General features: G+C 30.4%; 22 protein-coding genes, 3 riboswitches and 2 other annotated features. Of the genes, 17 read left to right on the top strand and 5 right to left on the bottom strand.

Annotated elements, in window-relative coordinates:
* Positions 1–136 precede the first annotated feature (136 nt).
* Positions 137–550, top strand: coding sequence for a hypothetical protein (locus B2S02_RS16620; protein WP_346847549.1), 414 nt, complete (start codon positions 137–139; stop codon positions 548–550).
* A 69-nt stretch (positions 551–619) separates the two neighbouring features.
* Positions 620–874 (top strand) — a binding site (T-box leader).
* A gap of 177 nt (positions 875–1,051) precedes the next feature.
* A complete protein-coding gene (locus B2S02_RS16615; RefSeq protein ID WP_346921042.1) occupies positions 1,052–2,704 on the top strand; it encodes a glutamine--tRNA ligase/YqeY domain fusion protein in 1,653 nt (550 codons plus the stop codon).
* A gap of 122 nt (positions 2,705–2,826) precedes the next feature.
* Here the strand turns inward: B2S02_RS16615 and B2S02_RS16610 are convergent, their stop codons facing one another.
* Positions 2,827–4,017: a coenzyme F420-0:L-glutamate ligase gene (locus B2S02_RS16610; protein ID WP_346921041.1), complete on the bottom strand. Its 1,191-nt coding sequence runs from the start codon at positions 4,015–4,017 to the stop codon at positions 2,827–2,829.
* A 120-nt stretch (positions 4,018–4,137) separates the two neighbouring features.
* Between B2S02_RS16610 and B2S02_RS16605 the strand changes: the two genes are divergently transcribed.
* Positions 4,138–5,031, top strand: a complete 894-nt coding sequence (locus B2S02_RS16605) for a LysR family transcriptional regulator (RefSeq protein ID WP_035133820.1) — start codon at positions 4,138–4,140, stop codon at positions 5,029–5,031.
* Between the two features lie 85 nt (positions 5,032–5,116).
* Here B2S02_RS16605 and B2S02_RS16600 read toward each other — a convergent pair whose 3' ends face one another.
* On the bottom strand, positions 5,117–5,266 hold the full coding sequence (locus B2S02_RS16600) for a hypothetical protein (RefSeq protein ID WP_167402733.1): 150 nt from the start codon (positions 5,264–5,266) through the stop codon (positions 5,117–5,119).
* A 145-nt stretch (positions 5,267–5,411) separates the two neighbouring features.
* Positions 5,412–5,510, top strand: a riboswitch (TPP riboswitch).
* Between the two features lie 215 nt (positions 5,511–5,725).
* Between B2S02_RS16600 and thiS the strand changes: the two genes are divergently transcribed.
* From thiS to B2S02_RS16570, 6 genes are all read left to right on the top strand, one after another.
* Positions 5,726–5,920, top strand: a complete 195-nt coding sequence (gene thiS, locus B2S02_RS16595) for a sulfur carrier protein ThiS (RefSeq protein WP_035133818.1) — start codon at positions 5,726–5,728, stop codon at positions 5,918–5,920.
* Between the two features lie 73 nt (positions 5,921–5,993).
* Positions 5,994–6,800 (top strand): sulfur carrier protein ThiS adenylyltransferase ThiF, encoded by an 807-nt coding sequence (gene thiF / locus B2S02_RS16590; RefSeq protein WP_346847810.1) that lies wholly within the window; start codon positions 5,994–5,996, stop codon positions 6,798–6,800.
* A 1-nt stretch (position 6,801) separates the two neighbouring features.
* The gene (locus B2S02_RS16585; RefSeq protein WP_346847546.1) at positions 6,802–7,572 is read left to right on the top strand and encodes a thiazole synthase; all 771 of its coding nucleotides are present in this window, start codon (positions 6,802–6,804) and stop codon (positions 7,570–7,572) included.
* 39 nt (positions 7,573–7,611) lie between these two features.
* Positions 7,612–8,715 (top strand): 2-iminoacetate synthase ThiH, encoded by a 1,104-nt coding sequence (gene thiH, locus B2S02_RS16580; RefSeq protein WP_346847545.1) that lies wholly within the window; start codon positions 7,612–7,614, stop codon positions 8,713–8,715.
* Entirely contained in the window at positions 8,700–9,290 is a 591-nt protein-coding gene (locus tag B2S02_RS16575) for a thiamine phosphate synthase (RefSeq protein WP_346847544.1), read from the top strand. Before thiH ends, B2S02_RS16575 begins: the two co-directional genes overlap by 16 nt.
* 159 nt (positions 9,291–9,449) lie before the next feature.
* Positions 9,450–10,283: a deoxyribonuclease IV gene (locus B2S02_RS16570; RefSeq protein WP_346921040.1), complete on the top strand. Its 834-nt coding sequence runs from the start codon at positions 9,450–9,452 to the stop codon at positions 10,281–10,283.
* A gap of 3 nt (positions 10,284–10,286) precedes the next feature.
* Here B2S02_RS16570 and B2S02_RS16565 read toward each other — a convergent pair whose 3' ends face one another.
* From B2S02_RS16565 to B2S02_RS16555, 3 genes are all read right to left on the bottom strand, one after another.
* Positions 10,287–11,069, bottom strand: coding sequence for a 3'-5' exonuclease (locus B2S02_RS16565; RefSeq protein WP_346921039.1), 783 nt, complete (start codon positions 11,067–11,069; stop codon positions 10,287–10,289).
* Between the two features lie 210 nt (positions 11,070–11,279).
* Positions 11,280–11,489 carry a cold-shock protein gene (locus tag B2S02_RS16560; RefSeq protein WP_035133808.1) on the bottom strand — a complete coding sequence of 70 codons (210 nt, stop codon included), beginning with the start codon at positions 11,487–11,489 and terminating at the stop codon, positions 11,280–11,282.
* Between the two features lie 127 nt (positions 11,490–11,616).
* On the bottom strand, positions 11,617–13,131 hold the full coding sequence (locus tag B2S02_RS16555; RefSeq protein WP_346921038.1) for a bifunctional UDP-sugar hydrolase/5'-nucleotidase: 1,515 nt from the start codon (positions 13,129–13,131) through the stop codon (positions 11,617–11,619).
* 211 nt (positions 13,132–13,342) lie between these two features.
* Positions 13,343–13,542 (top strand) — a binding site (T-box leader).
* Between the two features lie 78 nt (positions 13,543–13,620).
* On the opposite strand from B2S02_RS16555, the gene serS reads away from it, so the two are divergent.
* From serS to thiD, 8 genes are all read left to right on the top strand, one after another.
* On the top strand, positions 13,621–14,895 hold the full coding sequence (gene serS / locus B2S02_RS16550; protein WP_346847540.1) for a serine--tRNA ligase: 1,275 nt from the start codon (positions 13,621–13,623) through the stop codon (positions 14,893–14,895).
* A 194-nt stretch (positions 14,896–15,089) separates the two neighbouring features.
* The gene (locus tag B2S02_RS16545; RefSeq protein WP_035133802.1) at positions 15,090–15,320 is read left to right on the top strand and encodes a hypothetical protein; all 231 of its coding nucleotides are present in this window, start codon (positions 15,090–15,092) and stop codon (positions 15,318–15,320) included.
* Positions 15,321–15,511: 191 nt separating this feature from the next.
* Positions 15,512–15,627: riboswitch (FMN riboswitch) on the top strand.
* A 335-nt stretch (positions 15,628–15,962) separates the two neighbouring features.
* Positions 15,963–17,072: a bifunctional diaminohydroxyphosphoribosylaminopyrimidine deaminase/5-amino-6-(5-phosphoribosylamino)uracil reductase RibD gene (gene ribD / locus B2S02_RS16540; RefSeq protein WP_346921037.1), complete on the top strand. Its 1,110-nt coding sequence runs from the start codon at positions 15,963–15,965 to the stop codon at positions 17,070–17,072.
* Entirely contained in the window at positions 17,057–17,713 is a 657-nt protein-coding gene (locus B2S02_RS16535; RefSeq protein WP_346921114.1) for a riboflavin synthase, read from the top strand. Before ribD ends, B2S02_RS16535 begins: the two co-directional genes overlap by 16 nt.
* A 27-nt stretch (positions 17,714–17,740) precedes the next feature.
* Entirely contained in the window at positions 17,741–18,943 is a 1,203-nt protein-coding gene (locus B2S02_RS16530) for a bifunctional 3,4-dihydroxy-2-butanone-4-phosphate synthase/GTP cyclohydrolase II (protein ID WP_346847538.1), read from the top strand.
* A gap of 54 nt (positions 18,944–18,997) precedes the next feature.
* The gene (gene ribE / locus B2S02_RS16525; RefSeq protein WP_035133799.1) at positions 18,998–19,459 is read left to right on the top strand and encodes a 6,7-dimethyl-8-ribityllumazine synthase; all 462 of its coding nucleotides are present in this window, start codon (positions 18,998–19,000) and stop codon (positions 19,457–19,459) included.
* Positions 19,460–19,721: 262 nt separating this feature from the next.
* A riboswitch (TPP riboswitch) is annotated at positions 19,722–19,830 on the top strand.
* A gap of 72 nt (positions 19,831–19,902) precedes the next feature.
* Complete coding sequence (gene thiE / locus B2S02_RS16520; RefSeq protein ID WP_346847537.1) at positions 19,903–20,544, top strand: thiamine phosphate synthase; 642 nt, start codon at positions 19,903–19,905, stop codon at positions 20,542–20,544.
* Between the two features lie 82 nt (positions 20,545–20,626).
* Positions 20,627–21,406: a bifunctional hydroxymethylpyrimidine kinase/phosphomethylpyrimidine kinase gene (gene thiD / locus B2S02_RS16515; protein ID WP_346847536.1), complete on the top strand. Its 780-nt coding sequence runs from the start codon at positions 20,627–20,629 to the stop codon at positions 21,404–21,406.
* The last annotated feature ends 257 nt before the right edge of the window (positions 21,407–21,663 follow it).

The raw sequence follows: 21,663 nt of genomic DNA, 5'->3' as shown, positions 1-21,663 counted from the left end.
AATGATTTTTAATGTTATAATAGATTATTGGCATTAAGAGAAATGTAAATGAGGATGCAACTTAAGACAAGAAGTTTTATTGGTTAAATACAAACTCTATGTATGGCAAAATAAATATGTAAAGTGAGAAAAAGATATGAGATATGAAAGATTAGAAAAGCAAATAAATAGACTAGACAATGATATTGATTCTATGGGAGTAGCAAAGAAGTATTTATCAAATATTGATGAAATTAATGAGGTAATTAAAGAATTAAATGAAAAAAGAATAGGCCTTGCTAATGAGCTGTATTTTGAAGATCATTCATCCTATGCACAATGCTGTATAGAGATAAGCAATGTAATTGATAGACCTCTTGGTCAAGAATCACAGGCTGAATTACTTGAGACTATAAAAGAAATTTTTGGAAGAAAGTCTCCAAATGTAAGCAAAAAAAGTTATGGACTTAATGCTTGGCTTAAAGAACTGGATATAGAATATAAGTGGATTGAAAAAGAAAATGAAGATTGGGCTACCTTAATAATAAGTGGATTTGGATTACACGAATAAAATAAAAAAATATTCTTAATTTTATATTGACGAAATAAATATATTTGTATATTATAGATAATAATATCAATAATAGCTATGATGAGAAAAGTAGATATTTAATTTCTTTTACAGAGAGCTCCAGGTGCTGAAAAGGAGTAAAGAAGTATTTATCGAAACAAGGCTCTGAGCTTCATACGGATTCTTTAAAGATGATGCTATGACGTAGGTCTACGTTACAGGACTAGAGTATAAGTATTTTAAATACCGTACTTGATAAGATTGATATGGTGACATATCTATGAATTTAGGTGGCAACGCGAAGATATAACTCTCGCCCTAAGGACTATAACAGTCCTAGGGTGGGAGTTTTTTTACGAGCAAAGCGAAAAGTTGCTTTAGCAACGTCACTCCAAATTTTATATTTGGTTAAGTGAAAAACTATAAAATCTTAAAATTAAAATTTATATATAAATGGGAGGTGAATTTAGTAAAGCTTGAAAAAAGCTTTACTAAGAGGATATGTGTAATGAAAATGATTCTTTAAACTTTGTAGATAGACTAGTGAAGGAAGATATTAATGAGGGAAAATGTGATGAAATTCATACTCGGTTTCCTCCTGAACCTAATGGATATCTCCATATAGGAAGTGCTTATGCAATAAATATAAGCTATGGAATTGCTAAAAAGTATAACGGAAAATTCAACTTAAGATTTGATGACACTAACCCAGGTAAAGAAGACCATGAGTATGTAGATGCTATTATGGAAGATATGAAGTGGATGGGGTTTGACTATGAGGATAGACTTTTTTATGGTTCAGATTACAGTGAAAAAATATATAACTATGCTTTATATTTAATAAGAAAGGGAAAGGCTTATGTATGTAATTTAACTCCCGATGAAGTAAGAGAATATAGGGGAACTTTAACAACACAGGGTAAAAATAGTCCATATAGAGATAGAACTATTGAAGAAAATTTAGAGTTATTTGATAAAATGAAGGCTGGTAAATATAAAGAGGGAGAAGCTGTGTTAAGAGCAAAAATAGATATGGCAAGTCCCAATATGAATATGAGAGACCCAGTTATTTATAGAATATCCTATACGCAACACTATAAAACTGGTACTCAATGGTGCATATATCCTATGTATGACTATGCTCATCCAATTCAAGACTATATTGAAGGGGTTTCTCATTCCTTATGTTCTAATGAATTCAAAGATCATAGACCCCTTTATGAATGGGTTTTAAATGAGTTAGATTTAGATAATCCAAAACCAAGACAAATTGAATTTGGAAGAATGAATTTAAGTGGAGTAGTTACAAGTAAGAGATATTTAAAGATGTTAGTAGCTAGTGGAGAAGTTGATGGATGGGATGATCCAAGGCTTTCAACTTTAAAGGGAATGAGAAGAAGAGGGTATACACGAGAGGCAATTTTAAACTTTTTAAGAGAAATTGGAGTTGCTAAGGCTGATACTTTAGTAGATGTTGCTATGCTAGAGAACTCTTTAAGACAAGATTTGAAATTAAGGGTACCTTCTGTTATGGCAGTTCTTGATCCAATAAAAGTTGTAGTAACAAATTTGCCAGAAGAACATTTAGAGTATTTAACCATTGAAAATAATGGTGAAAATGAAGACTTAGGTAAGAGAGAGATGCCTTTTACTAAAGAATTGTATATTGAAAGAGAGGATTTTAGTGAAAATCCACCTAAGAAATATAATAGATTAGTATTAGATGGAGAAGTTAGACTTAAGGGAGCATATTTTATAAAATGTAATGAGGTAATAAAGAATGAATCTGGTGAAATAGTAGAGCTTAGATGTAGCTATGATCCAGAGACTAAGAGTGGTAGTGGTTTTACTGGAAGAAAAGTTAAGGGTACAATTCACTGGGTAAGTGCAAAGTATGGAGTACCTTGTGAAGTTAGATTGTTTGAGAATTTATTTAATGATGCTCCATCTGGAGATAATTTATTTGAATATATAAATAAAAATTCCTTAGAAGTAAAGAAAAATGCAATTATTGAACCAGCAGCGCTTAGACTAAACGAAGAAGGTAGATTTCAATTTATAAGACATGGATACTTTATAAGAGATACTAGATTATCTGAAGAAAAACTAGTATTTAATAGAACTGTATCTTTGAAGAGCTCTTATAAAAAGTAAGTCAGTGTATATAAGAAAAATCCATTAGAAATAAAGTATAGAAAATAGCCCAAGGGATAAAGAAAATCCTTTGGGCTATTTTTATATAAGTAGGATAAGAAATTACATTAGTTTTTCCTGTATTATTTTGTGTAATTATCGAAATAACCTTGGATGAAGATTATAGGAGTTCCCTTATCTCCACTTCCAGAAGTTAAGTCAGATAATGAACCTATAAGATCAGTAAGTCTTCTTGGAGTAGTACCTTGTGATTCCATAGCACCTACTAAATCAGATTCTTTATTTTTAATATATTCAGAGATAGCAGACTTAAGTTCTTCACCTTTTAAATCAGCAAAGTTATTATCAGCAAGATATTTTAACTTAACTTCATTTGGTGTTCCTTCAAGTCCTGGAGTATATGCAGGTGATACAACTGGGTCTGCAAGTTCCCAAATCTTACCTACTGGATCTTTGAATGCTCCATCTCCATAAATCATAACTTCAACAGTTTTTCCAGTTTTCTCTTTAATCATAGCTTGTATATTATCAACTACTGGTTGGCAGTTACGAGGGAAAAGTTTAACTGTTTCCTCTGTAGATTTGTTTGAGCCTAAAAGTCCATAAGCTTCATTGAATCCACTACCATCAATTGATGAAGATAAAATATCATCAAGACTATAAATCTTTTCTCCACCATTTGCCTTAAGTATTTTCTTAGTTCTGAATCTAGTGTGAATGTCACAAGTAAGTACACTCTTTGTATAATCTAATATAGTTTTTGGATTATTTGAGAATATAACTTCACACTCTACTCCATAGCTTTCAACTAGAGATTTGTAATACTCAATATAATCAACACCGGTAAATGGATGTTTATTAAATCCAAAGTGTTCACGGAATTGCTTTTCAGTTAGAACATCTGTCCAAGGATTAACTCCTTTTTCATCTAGGATATCTAAATCTACTAAATGGTTACCAACTTCATCAGAAGGATAGCTAAGCATTAAAACAATTTTTTTAGCACCCTTTGCAATACCACGAAGGCATATAGCAAAACGGTTACGGCTTAATATTGGGAATATTACTCCCACAGTATCTTCACCAAACTTTGAGCTTACATCTTTAGCAATATTATCTATAGAAGCATAGTTTCCTTGTGCACGAGCAACTACAGATTCAGTTACAGTAACTACATCTTTATCATTAATTGAGAAACCTTCAATTTTAGCAGCAGTTAGCACGCTATCTACAACGATTTCTTCAATGTTATCTCCTTTGTTTATGATTGGGCAACGAAGTCCTCTAACAACAGTTCCAACGACTCTTTCCAATTATAACATCTCCTTTATGTAAAATTACATTAATTTTTAAAACCTACACTTGTAATATACACCATTTTAGTGGTATAAGTAAAATAAATAGATTAAATAGTAGATATAAGGAGTGCTTATATGATAAGTAAATTAGATTTATATAAGGTGTTTTGTATGGTGGGAAAGCATGAAAGTTTTTCAAGAGCTGCTAAAGAGTTATACATGACTCAACCCGCAGTAAGTCAATCTATTATGCAATTAGAAAGAGAACTAGATATAAGGCTTTTCACAAGAACTTCTAAAGGGGTTATACTTACAAATGAGGGGCGAATTTTATTTGAATATGCTAGCTCTGCCATGAATTTGATACATGTTGGAGAAGATAAACTTTTAAAAATTAAAAATATGATGATAGGAGATTTAAAAATAGGTGTAGGAGATACCATATCAAGATATTTTTTATTACCCTATTTAGAACAATTTCACAAGGAATATCCCAATATTAAGTTTAAAATAATAAATGCCACAACCTTAGAGCTTTGTGCTAGTGTAAAGTCAGGGGAAATAGACATTGCAATTTGTAATTTTCCTATTGAAGATTCTGCACTGGAACTTAGAGAATGTATGGATATTCATGATATATTTGTCTGTGGAAATAAGTACAAGAACCGTTGCTCTAGACCCATTAGCCTCGAAGAAATAACAAAATTACCATTAATATTATTAGAATCTAAATCTATATCAAGGCAATACATAGAAAAATATATGTTATCTAAAGGAATTAAAATTACTGCTGAAATCGAATTAGGATCTTATGATTTATTATTAGAATTTGCAAGGGCAAACTTAGGAATAGCCTGTGTTATTAAAGAATTTTCAAAAGAATATTTAGAAAAGGGAACAGTATATAAAGTGAAATTAAAAGAAGAAATACCTAAAAGAAGTATAGGGCTATGTTTTTTAAAGAGTGTGTCCCTTTCTCCAGCAACTACAAAATTTATTGAAATACTAGAGCATAAAACAGACATATAGGACAAAAACATATACAAAAATAGAATATACCCTGAAAGCTTAACACACAAAATAGAGGATTACTTTACAGGGCATTTTGTATTAACTAAAAATGACTACTTACTTCTTCTCTTTCAATTCTTTTTACATCTTTTAATCTTAAATGAGTTACGTCCATAATTTTATCATAGGATTCGCCATCTATAAGCATTTGTTTAGCTTTTTCACGTAGCTCAGGGTTATCTTCTAATTTCATAAATTTAACCTCCTTCAACATTTCGTTCGACCTTATTTTGTGATTATTATAAAAAACTATTCATATATATAGGAGCGCAATTAGGTATTTATTGAATGGTATAGTTGAATTTGTAAATCCGCAATGTTATAATAAATATAATTTAATAGATAGCTAGGGGTGCCAATTTGGCTGAGAAGGAAAGTCCTAACTCTAAGAACCTGATATGGTTAGTACCATCGGAGGGAAGCAAATAATAAGTCTTATTTTTATATAAAATAAAAGTCTTGCTTATGCAAAATTAGTATTTTTATAAAAGCTTAAGTAAAGATATAATTTTAATTATTAATATTTAAACTTAAATAAGAAGATATTGTTATATGAGTTATTGAGATTTTCAACACCTAGCATTTGTTAGGTGTTTTTTATTTGTAAAAATAAGTTAGTTAATGTACATAGGTATTGAAAGAAGGTGAAAATATGAAGGTTAATGGAAAAAGTGTAGATATGAATGGAATAACTACTATAAGCAGTTTGCTAAGTAAGTTAGATGTTAATGAAGAAAAGGTAGTAGTGGAATTAAATAAAGAAATAGTACCAAGAGAAAATTATTGGGAAATATATTTAAAAGAGGAGGATATTATAGAAGTTATATCTTTTGTAGGGGGAGGCTAAAGAGAAATTATAAATATATTTCAAAAGACTTTTACAGAAAGATGTAGAGTGGTGGATTTGTTTGAAAGAGAAAATTAAAATTAAAGTTAATGAAAACATAGAAGAAGTTAATAAGGGTGAAACATGTCTTGGTTTAAAGGATAGGCTTAAGCCTAGTTGTGATGTGGTGATACTAAATGGATTTCCTTTAGTTAAAAATAAGATATTAAAGGAAGGTGACAACATTGTTTTTATAAAGAGAGGACAAGTTCCAAGTAAAAGTGAACTTAGAGGTGTTATGATGGCAAGGCATACACCAGGGGTACATGAAAAAGTATCAAAGGCAAGAGTAGCCATTGCAGGTGTAGGAGGCCTTGGGTCCAATATTGCTATATCCTTAGCACGGTTAGGAGTGGGATTTATAAGAATAATAGATTTTGATGTGGTAGAACCATCAAATTTAAATAGACAGCAATACTTAATAAGAGATATAGGAGAATATAAGGTTATTGCTTTAAAAAAACAACTCTTAGACATAAATCCATTTATAGAGATAAATGAAAAAATTGAGAAAATAGAAAAGGAGAATATAAAAGAATTATTTGAAGATGTAGATATTGTGTTAGAAGCTTTTGATAGTGCAAATTATAAAGCAATGTTGTGTAATGAGATATTAACTAAAGTTAAGGAATCAGTCCTTATAGCATCATCAGGTATGGCAGGTTTTTATTCTTCTAATGATATACAAACTAAAAAGATAAACAATAGGTTTTATATTTGCGGAGATGGAGTAAATGAAGCTAAAGAAGGATCTGGACTCATGGCACCAAGGGTAGCAATATGTGCAAATCATATGGCAAATATGGCACTTAGAATTATGTTGAAAGAAGGGGAAAGTTAAAATGGAAGATATGTTAAAAATAGGTGGAGTAGAATTAAAAAATAGATTATTTGTAGGTACAGGTAAGTATCCGTCTAATAAACTTATAAAGGAAGTCTTGAGTGAAAGTAATTCACAGGTTATTACCTTGGCCTTAAGAAGGATAGATTTAGATAATAAGGAAGAAGATATTTTATCTAATATACCTAAGGATGTTATTTTATTGCCCAATACATCAGGGGCAACTAATGCAGAAGAGGCAGTTAGGATTGCAAGAATTGCCAAAGCTATGGGATGTGGTAACTGGATAAAAATTGAGGTTATATCGGATTCAAAGTATCTGCTTCCGGATAATGAAGAAACTATAAAAGCTACAGAAATATTAGCTAAAGAAGGATTTACAGTACTCCCATATATGTGTCCAGATTTATATGCAGGGAGAAGATTAATAGAAGCGGGAGCATCGGCGGTTATGCCTTTAGGAGCACCGATAGGAAGTAATAGAGGTATAAGAACTAAGGAACTTATTGAAATAATGATAGATGAACTAGATATTCCAATTATAGTTGATGCTGGAATAGGAAAGCCATCACAAGCAATGGAAGCTATGGAAATGGGAGCAGCGGCATGTCTTGTTAATACAGCTATAGCTTCTTCAAAAAATCCAGCTAATATGGCAAAAGCCTTTAGTATGGCGGTAGAAGGTGGACGACTTGCTTATTTATCAAAATTTGGGACTGTTTCTAAAAGTGGAAATGCATCCTCACCACTCACGGGATTTTTAGGAGAGTAAAAAACTTTACACTAACGGAAAATTTGAGGAGATGAAAAAATGAGTTTTTATAGTACCATAGAAAAATTTAAGGATTTTGACTTTAATAGATATTGGAGTAGGGTAAAAGTAGAAGATGTAGAGAGAAGTATTAATGAAAAAAATCCAAATTATGAGGACTTGCTTAATTTATTATCACCAGTAGCAGAAAAAGTATTAGAAGATATGGCAGTAAAGGTAAGGGAATTATCGTTAAGACACTTTGGAAGAACTATTTTATTATATACTCCAATTTATATTTCAAATTATTGTGTTAATAAATGCTCTTATTGTGGATATAATCTTGAAAATTCTATAAGTAGAAAAAAGCTAACTTTGGAGGAAATAAAATCAGAATCAGAAGCAGTTGCTAAACAAGGATTTAAGCACATTATTCTATTAACAGGAGAAAGTCAAATTCATTCCCCAACTAGGTATATAGTAGATGCTATAAAAGTAATGAAAGAATACTTTCCATCTATAACCTTAGAGGTACAGCCTTTAAGTGAAGAGGATTATAAAAAAACTGTAGAAGTGGGAGCAGAAGGTCTTACTGTATACCAAGAAACCTATGATGAAGAAATTTATGATAGAGTTCATTTATCAGGACCTAAAAAGAATTATAAATTTAGATTAGATACTCCAGAAAGAGGAGCAAGAGCTGGAATGAGAAGTATAAGTATAGGAGCTCTTCTTGGACTAGGTGATTTTAGAAGAGATGCCTTTTTCACAGCTCTTCATGGAGAGTATATTAGAAAGAAATATCCCCATGTAGAAGTGACTTATTCACCTCCAAGAATCAGACCTTGTGAGGGAGGATTAAAGGAGTTAAATCCAGTGGAAGATAAAAAAATGGTACAAGTTATGTTAGCTTATAAAATCTTTGCACAGCAAAGTGGAATAAATGTTTCTACACGAGAAGATCATGAAATGAGAAAAAACCTTATACCTTTAGGAATCACCAAGATGAGTGCAGGTGTGTCTACAGAGGTTGGAGGTCATGCATTAAAAACTAAAGGTACATCACAATTTTCCATAAATGATGAAGGTTCAGTAGAAGAAATAAAAGAAATGATAATAGAAGCAGGGTTTCAACCAATATTTAAGGATTGGGAAAGAATTTGATTTACCTAATAACAAATAGGCATTTAGTTAGTGAAGAAAAATATTTTAAAACCCTGCAAGAAGCTTCACTGGCTGGTGTGGATAGAATAATATTAAGAGAAAAAGATTTAGATGATGAAGAATTACAAAGACTTTATTATAAAATAAAGGAGCTAGTAATTGGAAGTACTGAGATAATAATAAATTCTAATATGAAAATTTATGAAAAAGTAAAGGAAAAAACTGTTCATCTATCTTTTAAAGATTTTATGAATTTAGATAATAAAAAGAAATTTAATGTAGGAGTTTCTGTACATTCTTTAGAAGAAGGTATAAGGGCAGATAAAAAGGGGTGTAGCTATATACTAGCATCTCATATATTTTCTACCAAGTGTAAAGAAGGATTAAAGCCTAAGGGCGTTGAATTTATTCAAGAATTAAAGAAAGTAGTTACTTGCCCTATCATAGCTTTAGGTGGAATTTCAATAGAAAATGCTTCAAAGGTTATAGAAGCAGGAGCTGATGGAGTAGCATTAATGTCTACATTTTTTTATTGTGAAGACGTATATGACCTAGTTAGAACCTTAAAATGCTAATAGTTGTTTCTAAATAATAAAAATTATCCATTGCAAATATATCTTCTATTATAGTATCATTGTATTAAAGTTGGATTATTGAAATTTAAATTACAAGGGATATAGAAATAGAATACAAAATTAAAAGTTTTGCAATAATAGAAGATGGAGGTAATAAAAATGTTAAATATAGGATGTCACTTATCTACAACCAAGGGTTTTGAAAATATGGGAAAGGAAGCACTTTCAATAGGAGCTAATACCTTTCAATTTTTTACTAGAAATCCTAGGGGTGGAAAGGCAAAGGCTATAGATGAAAAAGATGTTGCTGCCCTTTTAAGAATAATGGAAGAAAATAAATTTACTACTATACTAGCTCATGCACCTTACACATTGAATGCTTGTTCAGCAGATGAAAACACTAGAAAATTTGCATTAGAAATGATGACAGATGATTTATTGAGAATGGAGTACTTACCTAATAATTTATATAATTTTCACCCAGGTAGTCATGTTAAACAAGGTGTAGAAGTTGGAATTAATTATATTGTAGATATGCTTAATGCAGTTATTAAGCCGCAGCAGACTACTACTGTGTTATTAGAAACCATGGCAGGTAAGGGGACAGAAGTAGGAAGAAATTTTGAAGAAATAGCTGAAATTATTAATAGAGTAGAGCTAAAGGATCATATGGGAGTGTGTCTTGATACCTGTCACGTATATGATGCAGGATATGATATAGTTAATAATTTAGATGGAGTTTTAGAAGAGTTTGATAGAATAATTGGATTAGAAAAATTAAAGGCAATTCATTTAAATGATAGCAAAAATCCTTTTGAAAGTCATAAGGACAGACATGAAAAAATTGGTGAAGGTTCTTTAGGAATTGAAGCCATTACTAATATTATTAATCATTCTAAATTATGCAACTTACCATTTTTCCTTGAAACCCCAAATGACCTTGAGGGGTATGGCAAGGAAATAGAAATATTAAGAAGAAAGACTCTTAGCTAGCAGCTAAGAGTCCTCTTTCCTTATAACTACAAATTGTTTTGTTCTACCCATGTTATAAGCAAGGCTTATCATAGACTTTTCTTCTTTAGTTAGACTTCTCTTGTACATTTTTTTAAATTGATCAAATACGCCATTCATATCAACTTTTTCTTTAACAGAAGAGGTACTTCTAGAAGGATTAGTATATAATAAGGGCTTTATATTTTTATTGAAAATCTTCTTTAATACTTCTGCTGTATAATAAGCATCATTACTAGCGTCATGAAAATCACCATGAAGGGGTATATCCAAAAGTTCAATTGCATTTTTAAGCCCAATTTTTATACCTTTTTTACTATTAAAATATTTTGATGCATGGCTTTGCACGTCGATATATTTAAGTGGAAGAGAGGTAGTAGATATATTATGAAATTTTATATTTCGTAAAAGTTCTTTTATATCTACTATTCCCCATACACAGAGAACTGCTTCTTCTTTGCCAATAAATTTAGTAAATTTATCGTAAATATTAGGAAAGGTTTCTGAAGAATTTATATCATTATTACTTATTTTAGTAAGGTTTTCCACATAAGGATGTAGAGTTGTGTGAATAGTTGGCTTAATTAAAAAATTAAATGTGGATATCTTTTCGAAATTTTCATTCAATTTTAAAGCTCCTATCTGAATAATTTCAAAGGGGAGACTTAAATTATTGCTCTTTTCTACACATTGATTTTTTTCTAAACAATGTTCTTTTTTATCTTCATATTTTTGATTAAATTCTAAGTCAAATATTATATAGTTCATTATATCACCACTTTTAACATATAAAATCAATTATATTAGTATTGGTTATGTATTGATTAATTATTAAAAAATATAGAGTAACCAATACCTTACAACTATCTATAATAACAGAATTTGTAGCAATTATATAGCTTTTATTATCTAAAAAGCATAAAAATAGGCTACCTTAGATTAAATAATTTAACCCTAAGATAACCTTTTAAATTCAAGTTATAGCTTTTGAACATTCACAGCCATGGGTCCTTTAGCTCCATCAGTAATATCAAAAGTTACACTTTCACCTTCATGTAAATCTTTATTAGTTCCTTTTTCTTTTATTTGAGAATGATGTACAAATACATCATTGCCCTCATTACAAGAAATAAATCCATAACCCTTTCCTTCATCATACCATTTAACAATACCAGTTATACTAGACAATATTTATTCCTCCTTAAACAGTAAATTAACTTATAGTGTAGTATTTGAAAAAATTATGATTTTTAAACATAATAATAATTAATCTTAATAAAAAGAGATGAATAAATTTATTGTTAAGAAATGTAAGCTATTTAATGACAGTTAGATATTGATTTTTATCCACTACAACTTTCTTATGAGCTCTAAAATAATCAATGATAATGTCGGGCATTTCATTTAAGACTTCACCTACTACTCTACAATTTCTATAGAAATCATAACCACCTGCACCTGTTGCTCTATAGCTGTTCATGGCAAGGGTAAGGGTATCATTATCAAAAATGTCTTTACCCTTAAATTTCATTGAAACAACACGATTTCCTACTTCTTTGTTTATATCAAAGATATAACTCAAATTTGAGAAATAGTCATAGTTATAATGTTCTACCTTAGGTTTTAAGAAGCGGGTAGATACTTGTAATTCACCATCAATATTATCAAAGTAACTAGCGCATTTTTCAAGGGCAAGCTTTAAAGTTTTCCCATCTATTTCAATGATAGTTAGGGTATTAGGAAACATATATGTAGAAGTTATATCTCTTACTGTTACATTTTTATTAAAACCTTTTATTGAATTAGCAAATGATGTAACTGAAATATCAGCACCACTTGCATCCAACTGTACTTGATTTATGAAATTAGCTAAATAAGAGCCATTAGTAGCCATGTTTATGTGAGTACTAGGTTGAAGTTCTATATCTAAAAATCCTACAGGTGTATCCAACCACTTTTGAACTTGTTTTTCTAAATTTAAGAATTTATAATACATAGCATTATTAGGATTAAGCTCTACTTTTTTTAATGAAGAACTTATATTTTTACTTAAATCATCATGAAACTCTAAGTTTATTTCTAAAAATTTTGTCCCGTTGGGAGGGGTTTGAGCTATGTAGGTATTATGTAGATATTGTCCTGGAATTTCCATGTGTTGATGTCCAGTTAAAAGAATATGAAAATCAAATTCTTGACACAATTTATATGCTATGTTTTCATTAGTGTTGCTTAGTTTTTCATGGGATTCTAAATCATTTTCAAATCCACCATGATAAACTCCTATTACTAAATCACATTGTTTTTTAAGTTCTACATAATATTTTTCTACTGACTTAAAGGTATCTGTGATAGTGAAATTTTTTATATTTAAAGGCCTTTCCCATCTGTTTATAAAATCAGTGGTAAATCCCATTATGCCTACTTTTAACCCATTTTCCATGGTTTTAATATCATAAGGCAAAATACATATTTCTTTTGTTATATTATCTACATTAGTGCATAGGCATTTTCCATTTAAATTGCTAAGATATTTTTTCAAATAGTCATAGCCATAATTGAAATCATGATTTCCAAGAGTTACATAATCGTATTGACCTTCATTCATTACAGTTGCAAGTGGATGTATATCAAATTCATTATTACTTAGATAATTAGTTAAAGGAGAACCTTGAATTGTATCTCCACCATCTATGATTAGGGTATTTCCATCTTTTTCAAACTGATTAATTATATTTAATATACCCATATTCTTTTCAGTATCATCTCTATAATTTGTAGGATATATGTATCCGTGAATATCAGACGTAAAGTATATTTTTAATTTTTTCATTTTGTCACCTCATTATATTAAAAAACTGTATTTTATAAATTTTCATCAATATTACTATAACATATATATTATTCACATATAAAATCATCTTCGTAGATAAAATATCTAGTAAAAGTAAAATTTAAAGGTAATTTTATTAAGTTATATTATATAGAAATATTTACATTGAAAGAATAAGGTGCTAGAATAATGTTTAATATATATTAAATATCATATAGCAATGATGAAGCTACGACTATTTAAATATTTTAGAGAGCTGATGATAGGTGAAAATCAGTATATTATATAGTCTTTCCACTTCGGAGCTACTGATGAAGAATCAGAGGGGAGTGCTCCTTAAAGCACAGTAAAGAGGTCACTAATGTGACAACTGGAGTGGTACCGCGGGATATAATAGCTCTCGTCTCTATATTTATAGAGGCGGGAGTTTTTAATTTACAGCAAAATAAAAAGATTTAATATTAAAAAATTCATTTAGGAGGAATAAAAATGATAGATATTTATTTAATTAGAAAAAATCCTGAGAAAGTTAAGGCTGCACTTTTAAAGAGAATGGATAGTGTAGATTTTTCAGAGCTTTTACAGTGGGATGAAGAAAGAAGAAAAATATTAATACAGGTAGAAGAGCTTAAAAGCAACAAAAATAAGGTTTCTAAAGAGATTCCTATTCTTAAGAAAAGGGGAGAAAATGTAGAAGATTTATATGAAGAAATGAAAGTAGTTAGCAAAGAGATAAAGGAATATGATGAGAAACTTCAAGAGATGGAAGAAAAGATAAATACATTTATGGAAAGCCTTCCGAATATACCCGATGAGGATGTAGTAGCAGGTGGAAAAGAAAATAACAAGGTAGTTAGAGAATTTGGAGAAAAGCCTAATTTCAATTTCCAAATTAAAGATCATGTAGAACTTGCTAAAGTTCATGAGCTTATTGATTATGAAAGAGGAGTTAAGCTTGGAGGTAATGGATTTTGGATATATAAAGGTGTAGGAGCTATGTTAGAATGGGCTTTACTTAATTATTTTATAGAAGAGCATATAAAAGACGGATATGAATTTATCCTGCCTCCACATATATTAAACTATCAATGTGGTCTTTCAGCAGGTCAGTTTCCTAAATTTGTTGATGAAGTATTTACAGTAGGGGACAAAAAAGATAAAGAAAGTATGCAATTTATGCTTCCTACAGCAGAGACTGCTTTAATAAATCTTTATAGAGGAGAAATTTTAAAAGAAGAAGAATTACCTAAGAAATTGTTTGCTTATACTCCTTGTTATCGTGTTGAAGCTGGAAGCTATAGAAAATCTGAAAGAGGTATGATAAGAGGACATCAGTTTAATAAAATAGAAATGTTCCAATATACAAAACCTGAGGATTCAGATGAAGCTTTAGAGGAATTAATCAAAAAAGCTGAAGCTCTGGTAAAAGGCTTAGGACTACATTATAGACTAGTAAAGCTGGCAGCTAAAGATTGTAGTGCATCTATGGCGAAGACCTATGATATAGAAGTATGGATACCGAGTATGAATGAATATAAAGAGATAAGTTCAGCTTCTAATGCAAGAGATTATCAGGCAAGAAGGGGGATGATAAGATTTAGAAGAGAAGATGGTAATAAGGTAGAATATCTAAATACCTTAAATGCATCAGGGTTAGCTACAAGCAGATTATTACCTGCAATACTAGAACAATATCAACAGGAGGACGGAAGTGTTATAGTACCAGAAGTATTGAGAAAGTGGATAGGTAAAGAAAAAATATAGAAATATTTACAATATATATAATAAGTAAAATATGATTATCAAATTTTTAAGGATATAGAGCCTTATAAAGATAAGGTTGTAATTATTAAAAGTGCTAAAACTATAATTAAAGAAATATAAGATAAGAACTTTTAAGCAACTATTGAATATTATGTAATTATAATGAATTATTTCGATGGTGGGAGGAAAGTTTAATGAATCCTTATGAGCTAATAACTAAGATTAAGGGAAAAATGAAGGACCCTAATTTTGCAGCTAGATTTAATAATGCAGCCAATGTAGTAAATAATATACCAGGACTACAACAAGAGATAATTAGGATAGCCCAGATTAATGATCCAAAGGCTCAAGATGCAGCAATAGAAAAATTACCTAGAGAAGCTAAGCAAGCTGTTCAAGAAATATTAAGTTTATTGAATATGTAATAGTTTAAATTAAATAAGAAAATATTTAATGAAATAAACCAGGGATATTAAAATATCTCTGGTTTATTTTCCGAAAAATATTATTGTATAAATAACACTAAATATCGTTTATAAAATTTTAATTAAAAAGATTTGTAAGAATATATTGAAATTATTTATGTAAGATGATATTATGAGTTTGACAAGTTAATAACAATTTTCGGGGCAGGGTGAAATTCCCTACCGGCGGTATAGCCCGCGAGCCATTTTGGCATGACTTGGTGAGATTCCAAGGCCGACAGTAAAGTCTGGATGTGAGAAAATTATTTGTAAGTATAGTAATTACTATAGTTATTTTATCCGATGACTACCAGCTCTAATATTTCTATCTTCTCTAAAGAGGGAGTTAAGAGCTATTACGTCCATGGATAACGGTTTCTAAAGCTTCAGAGAAGCTAAGAACTCTGTTTATATAACTATAATTGTTAGTTTATGTGCTCTGAAATATATATATATTTCAGAGATTTTTTATTTTACGATTAATATTAAATTTTTAATATTAATTATAAAACAAACTAAATTTTACTAGAAATATGAATAAAAATTTAGCCCCAGGGTATTATACTTGGGGCTTTTATTTTATTTAAATAAGGATGTGATTTTATGGATGAAAATTATATGAGACTGGCGTTGACATTAGCAGAGAAGGGACGGGGAAGGGTTAATCCTAATCCAATGGTAGGTGCTGTAATTGTTAAAAATGGAACTATTATTGGTGAAGGATATCATCAGGTCTATGGACATAACCATGCGGAGGTTAATGCGTTTAAAGATGCTAAAGAAGATACTTTGGGAGCAACTCTTTATGTGACCTTAGAGCCCTGTTCTCATCATGGGAAAACACCACCTTGTGTAGATAAAATCATAGAGAAAAAAATAAAGAGAGTAGTAATTGGAGCTTTAGATCCAAACCCATTAGTGGCGGGGAGAGGAGTTAAAAAGCTTAGAGACTGTGGAATAATTGTAGATATAGGTGTTTTAGAAAAGGAATGTATTGCTTTAAATGAAATATTTATGAAGTACATTTCTACAAAGCAACCCTTTGTAATCATGAAAACTGCCATGTCACTAGATGGTAAGATAGCTACTCAATATGGGGAATCAAAGTGGATAACTGGAGAAGCTTCAAGAAAAAATGTGCATAATTTGAGAAATGACCTTATGGGAATAATGGTTGGAGCTAATACGGTTATTAAGGATAATCCAGAGTTGACTTGTAGGGTACTAGGAGAGAAAAACCCTATAAGAATAATATTAGATAGCTCTCTTAGAATTCCTTTAAATTCTAAAGTTATAGAGGATAAGAAGGCAAGAACTATTATAGTAACTACGGAAAAAGCTTCAAAGGAAAAAATATCTATTTACACTGAGAGGGGTGTAGAGATGGTGGTCATTCCTTCTAAAGAAGAAAAAGTCAATTTGGAGATATTAATGGAGACTTTAGGAGAAATGAACATTGATAGTATTCTTCTTGAAGGAGGGGGAACCTTAAACTTCGAAGCCCTAAAAGCTGGAATAGTAGATAAAATTCAAATTTACATTGCACCAAAATTTATTGGAGGAGAAAGGTCTAAAACTCCAGTAGAGGGAAGGGGAATAAAAGTTCTAGAAGAAGCCTATGGAGTAGAGAGTATAAGGGTAGGTACTATAGGAGAAGATATTTTAATAGAAGGATACATGAAGGAGAGATGGAAGCCTTGTTTACAGGAATAGTTGAAGAGGTAGGAGAAATTAGAGGAATAAAAAAGGGAGAAAAATCTTCCATACTTTCAATTAAAGCTAATAAAGTTATTGAGGATGTAAAGGTAGGACATAGTATTTGTACCAATGGAGTATGCTTAACAGTAACAAATATATATGGAAATATATTTGATGCTGATGTTATGTCTGAAACTTTAAGAAGAAGTAATTTAGGGGAATTAAAGGTTGGAAGTAAAGTAAATTTAGAAAGAGCCTTAAGTGCTAAAGGAAGATTTGGAGGACATATAGTAAGTGGACATATAGATGGCGTTGAGAAAATTGTTTCCCTGGAAAAGGAAGATAATGCAATATGGGTTACCATAGAGGCTAAGGAAAACATTTTACAGTATATAGTTGAAAAAGGTTCTATTGCCATTGATGGAATAAGTCTTACTGTGGCCTATGTAGATGATAAGGTATTTAAAGTATCTGTAATTCCACATACTGGAAAAGAAACTATATTATTGTCTAAAACCAGTGAAGATACTGTAAATCTTGAATGTGATGTTATAGGTAAATATGTAGAAAAACTTTTAACATTTCAAAGTGGTAAAAAAGTAGAAAAAAAAGATTCCATTAATGAAGACTTTCTTAAAGAAAATGGATTCTTATAAGATTAAATAAAATAGGGAGGGTTAAACATGTCAGAATTTTACACGATTGAAGAAGCAATTAAGGATATTAAAGAAGGGAAGATGGTTATAGTTATTGATGATCCCGATAGAGAAAATGAGGGAGATTTATTAATGGCTGCTGAAAAGGTTACTCCAGAAGCTATAAATTTTATGGCTAAATTTGGGAGAGGTCTTATATGTATGCCATTGGAGGGAGAAAGACTTAGAGATTTAAAAATTGAGCCCATGGTTGAAAAAAATACAGATAATCATGAAACTGCATTTACAGTATCCGTAGATCATATTAGTACAACTACAGGAATATCTGCCTACGAGAGAGCTTTAACTATTCAGAAGATTTTAGATGAAGATAGCATAGGAAAAGACTTTAGAAGACCAGGGCATATTTTTCCTCTACAAGCTAGAGATGGAGGTGTATTAAAAAGAGTAGGACATACTGAGGCAGCAGTGGATTTAGCCAAAATGGCAGGTTTAAAGCCAGCAGGAGTAATTTGTGAAATTATGAGTGAAGATGGAACTATGGCTAGAACGGAGGAACTTTTAGAGTTAGGTAAACTACATAATATTAAAGTAATAACTATAGCAGATTTAGTAAGATATAGAAGAAAGACAGAAATACTAGTAGAAATGGCAGCAGCAATAGATATGCCTACAAAATACGGGAATTTTAAAATGTATGGTTTTATTAATAAATTGAATGGTGAACATCATGTGGCATTAGTTAAAGGAGAAATTGATGAGAATAAACCAATTCTAACAAGACTTCATTCTGAATGCTTAACAGGAGACGTTCTTGGATCTAATAGATGTGATTGTGGAGAGCAATTGGCAGAAGCTTTAAGGAGAATTGAAGAAGAAGGCTGCGGGATACTTTTATATATGCGACAAGAGGGAAGAGGCATAGGACTTATAAATAAATTAAAGGCCTACGATTTACAAGACCATGGATATGATACAGTAGAGGCAAATATTAAACTTGGATTTCCAGCAGACCTTAGAGATTATGGAATAGGAGCTCAAATTCTTAGAGAGTTAGGAGCTAAAAAACTTAGACTTATGACTAATAATCCCAAGAAAATTAAAGGATTAGATGGATATGATATTGAGGTGGTAGAGAGAGTGCCAATCCAAATCAATTACAATAAAGATAATGAATTTTATTTAAAAACTAAACAAAATAAAATGGACCACATACTTAGTTACCAGTAATACTCTAAATCTATGGTTTAGTATAAATTATAATATAATCTAGGAGGAATAATGATGAAAATATTTGAAGGAAATTTAGTTGCGCAAGGATTAAGAGTTGGGATAGTAGTAGGAAGATTTAATGAGTTTATTGTATCTAAACTTTTAGGTGGAGCAATTGATGGACTTAAAAGACATGGAGTAGAAGAAGATAATATTGAAGTGGCATGGGTGCCAGGAGCTTTTGAATTACCACTGGTAGCAAAAAAAATGGCTCAAAATGAAAATTATGATGCAATTATATGCCTTGGAGCAGTTATTAAGGGATCTACACCACATTTCGATTACGTTTGTGCTGAGGCTTCAAAAGGAATAGCATCAGTATCTCTTAGTACAGAGAAACCAGTTATTTTTGGAGTTTTAACAACGGACACTATAGAGCAGGCTATAGAAAGAGCCGGAACTAAAGCAGGTAATAAGGGCTACGATGCAGCAGTAACAGCTATAGAAATGGCAAATTTATTAAAAAGTTTCTAATTAAAAGTTTGATTATGAAAATATAATAAAATTATTTAATTTAATAGTCAGTATATGATAAAATTACCTATAAAGATATATAAATAGCTATATATTTTTATAGGGAAATAGTTATAGATATAACTATTTTAATATTTAACTATTTAAATAGTTGCTTTATTCATGCGGAGTTTAGATGATTTCTCATTTAAAGGGTGTAATTAAATTACACAGAAAGCAGAGAAAATTGACAAAAGATGTAATCAATGCTATGCTTTAAGAAATTAAATATTTAGGGAGCTTGTATAACAGGCTGAGAGGAAGCAAAAGGTAGCTTCGACCTATAACCTGATTTGGATAATGCCAACGTAGGGAATTACATTAAAAATATTAATGGGACATACTATTTGGTATGTCCCATATTTTTTTGGATTCTACAAAATTCTGTTAAGGAAGTGTATGAAATGAGTATAAGTAAAAGTCAAATGAAGTTATATGTAGTAACGGATAGAAGTTGGTTAGATGGAAAATTGTTTACTGAAGAAATCGAAAAAACTTTACAAGGAGGAGCTACATTAATTCAGCTAAGAGAAAAAAATTTATTCTATGATGAATTTCTAAAGGAAGGAAAAGAGATAAAGAAGATTACAGATAAATATAATATTCCTTTAATTATTAATGATAATGTGGAAATAGCTATGAATATTGATGCATCTGGGGTTCATATAGGTCAAAGTGATATGGATGCAGCAGAAGTGAAAAAGCGGATAGGGAAAGATAAAATTTTAGGAGTTACAGCAAAAACTGTGGAACAAGCTATTAAAGCAGAAAAAGATGGGGCAAGTTATATTGGAGTTGGAGCAGCTTTTTCAACTTCAACTAAATTAGATACTAGAGTAATAACCTTTGAAACAATTAAAAATATATGTAAATCTGTAACTATACCAGTGGTGGCTATTGGAGGTATAGATGAGAATAATATTATGAACCTAAAAGGCTTAGGAATACATGGAGTTGCTTTAGTATCTTCAATATTTTCTAAAGAAGATGTGCTATTAGCAACAAAACAAATGTTAGAGTTAACTGAATGTATGTTAACTCAATAGAATAGACATGGGAAATAGGTGTGCATTTTAGATGGAAAATACTTTATAGAATATATACATTGATAGAGGGGATTGATTTATAATGAAAAAGATACTTACAATAGCAGGATCAGATTGCAGTGGAGGAGCTGGAATACAAGCAGATATAAAAACTATCGTAGCCCATAAAATGTATGCAATGAGTGCTATAACAGCCTTAACAGCACAAAATACCACTGGAGTTTATGATGTTTTAAATGTAACAAGAGAGTTTTTAAATAAAGAAATCCATTGCATTATGAAAGATATTTTCCCCGATGCCATTAAGATAGGAATGGTATCCTCTAAGGATATTATTCAAGAGATTGTTGAAAGATTATTAGAATATAAGGCTAAAAATATTGTAGTTGATCCAGTTATGATATCTACCAGTGGAAGTAGACTTCTTTCAGAGGATGCCATGGAAGCTTTGATTACAAAACTTTTACCTATAGCTGATGTGATTACTCCTAATATTCCTGAAGCAGAATGTATTTGTGGATTTAAGATTTTAAGTAAAAAAAATATGATAGAAGCAGCTGAAAAAATTTCAAAGGAATATAAAGGGAAAATTCTTATTAAAGGAGGTCACTTAGAAAATAGTGCTGATGATTTATTATATAAAGATGGGAAAATTACTTGGTATCATGAAGAAAAAATAGATAATTCCAATACCCATGGAACAGGTTGCACCTTATCATCTTCCATAGCTTGTAATTTAGCAGCAGGTTACGGCATAGATGAAAGCATTTTAAGGGCAAAAAAATATATAACCGGTGCTTTAAGGGATAATTTAAATATTGGAAAAGGGAATGGACCTCTAAATCACTGTTGGAATTTGTAATAATAGTAATTATATACTTATTAAGTTGTTTCAGTTAATTTACAATAAATATAAAATTTTAATATATGAATAATATGTAAAGGTAGAGACTGTTTTAAAAAACAGTCTCTTATTTTTTTACGAAGATAAAATAATGTATGTAAATTCCATATATATAATATTATGAAGGTATTGTATTTAACGAAATATTAGAATACCGAATATTTTTAAATTCTAAACAATATAAAGAAAATTCTGAAAATTTCCAAAAAAGTATT

Origin of the sequence: Clostridium sp. UBA7339 (assembly GCF_002470865.1) — a bacterium.
Lineage (GTDB): Bacteria > Bacillota > Clostridia > Clostridiales > Clostridiaceae > Clostridium_J > Clostridium_J sulfidigenes.
Note: the sequence above shows the minus strand (reverse complement) of the source record. Positions and strands in the feature narration are given on the sequence as shown.